The organism is Kitasatospora sp. NPDC092286, from assembly GCF_044755565.1.
In the GTDB taxonomy this organism is placed as follows: domain Bacteria; phylum Actinomycetota; class Actinomycetes; order Streptomycetales; family Streptomycetaceae; genus Kitasatospora.
The window spans coordinates 1-1482 of sequence record NZ_JBIVRD010000126.1 but is presented as its reverse complement, the minus strand read 5'-3'; the positions used below and the strand labels follow the sequence as shown (position 1 = coordinate 1482).

1 protein-coding gene is annotated in these 1482 nt (G+C 69.0%); it reads right to left on the bottom strand.

Annotated features, from left to right (window positions below; genetic code table 11):
- Positions 1–36: 36 nt before the first annotated feature.
- Entirely contained in the window at positions 37–1077 is a 1041-nt protein-coding gene (locus ACIQIB_RS39475; protein ID WP_363615382.1) for an IS30 family transposase, read from the bottom strand.
- Positions 1078–1482 lie beyond the last annotated feature (405 nt).

Here is a 1482-nt window from a genome sequence, read left to right as displayed (position 1 = left end):
CTTGGGTTCAAGGGGTCGTCGCAACACCACTTGGTTTTAGGTGGTGAGTAGATCACGTAGACGCTCGGCTGGGGTATTCCAGCCGAGCGTCTTGCGTGGGCGGCCGTTGAGTTCTTGGGCGACGTGTTCGAGGTCTTCGGGGCTGTGCAGGCTGAGGTCGGTTCCCTTCGGGAAGTACTGCCGCAGGAGCCCGTTCGTGTTCTCGTTCGAGCCGCGTTGCCAGGGTGAGGCGGGGTCGCAGAAGTAGACGGGCATGCCGGTGGCCATGGTGAACTGCTTGTGGCGTGCCATCTCGCTGCCCTGGTCCCAGGTGAGGGAGCCGCGCAGGTGGGCGGGCAGGGTCTGGATGGTGCGGACGAGGCCGTCGCGGACGGTCTCGGCGTCGTGGGCTCCGCCCGGCAGGTGGACCAGCATGGTGTAACGGGTGCTTCGTTCGACCAGGGTGGCGATCGCGGAGCGCCCGCCCGCGCCGATGATCAGGTCCCCTTCCCAGTGGCCGGGCACCGCCCGGTCCTCGACGTCGGCGGGTCGGTCGCTGATCATCACCATCGGGTCGATGAACCGTGGGGTGCGCCGCTCGGGGTCGCGGCGGGGTTTGCGGCGGGTCCGGCCGGAGCGGACGGCTGCCTGCACTTCCCGTTTCAGGCCGCCGCGGGCCTGAAAATACAGTGCCTGATAGATCGTTTCCACGCTCACCCGCATGCTCTCGTCGTCGGGATGCTCCGTCAGCAGAGCGTGGCAGATCTGTTCCGGTGACCACCGCCTGCGCAGTCCGCCCTGGACGAAGCGACGCAGCCGTCCCTCGCGCAGCAGCTTGCGCTCCTTGGGCCGGGGCCTGCGCGCCGCCGCCGCCCGGTGGGCCGCGTAGGGCTGGTAGCCCTTGCTGCCCGCGTTCGCGTCGATCTCCCGCTTGACCGTGCTCGCCGGCCGCCCCAGGGCCCGTCCGATCGCCCGCAACGACTGACCTAGCGCCTGGAGATCCCGTATTTGTTCGCGCTCGGCCAGGGTCAGGAACCGCGGATGCAGTTGCTGTTCCAGGGCTCTCAGGCCCACTGGTGCTGTGGTCACGCCGCCCATCGTGACGGTCCCGGCGGTGTAGTCGACACGGCGGCCGTCGGTGTAGGTGCGCGTGGTGCGGGTCTTCTTGACGCCCCAGTCCCAGTCCTTGGCCGTGCGCTCGTTCACGCCGATCTGCCGGGCCGCCGCCCGGCGTGCGACACCGGCGCCCCGAAGCCGCTCGTACTCATCGCGACCGGGGTGGCGCCGCGGCAGGCGCACCGAGCTCTGTCCGGCCTTCCGGGCCCAGCCGAAGGCAGTGTTCCGGTTCACCCCCAGCTCACGCGCCACCACGGTCACGTTCCCCACGGCATCCAGCCGCGCAAGGAAACGCTCCCTCAAACCCGAAAGATCATCGCGTCCAACAGCCACGGCCCTCGCAACTCCCACAGATCGCGGGTGTTGCGAGGACCGTTAGAACCCAAG

Coding starts and splice junctions, on each gene's coding strand:
- ACIQIB_RS39475 (WP_363615382.1), bottom strand. CDS start 1,077: ATGGGCGGCGTGACCACAGCACCAGTGGGCCTGAGAGCCCTGGAACAG.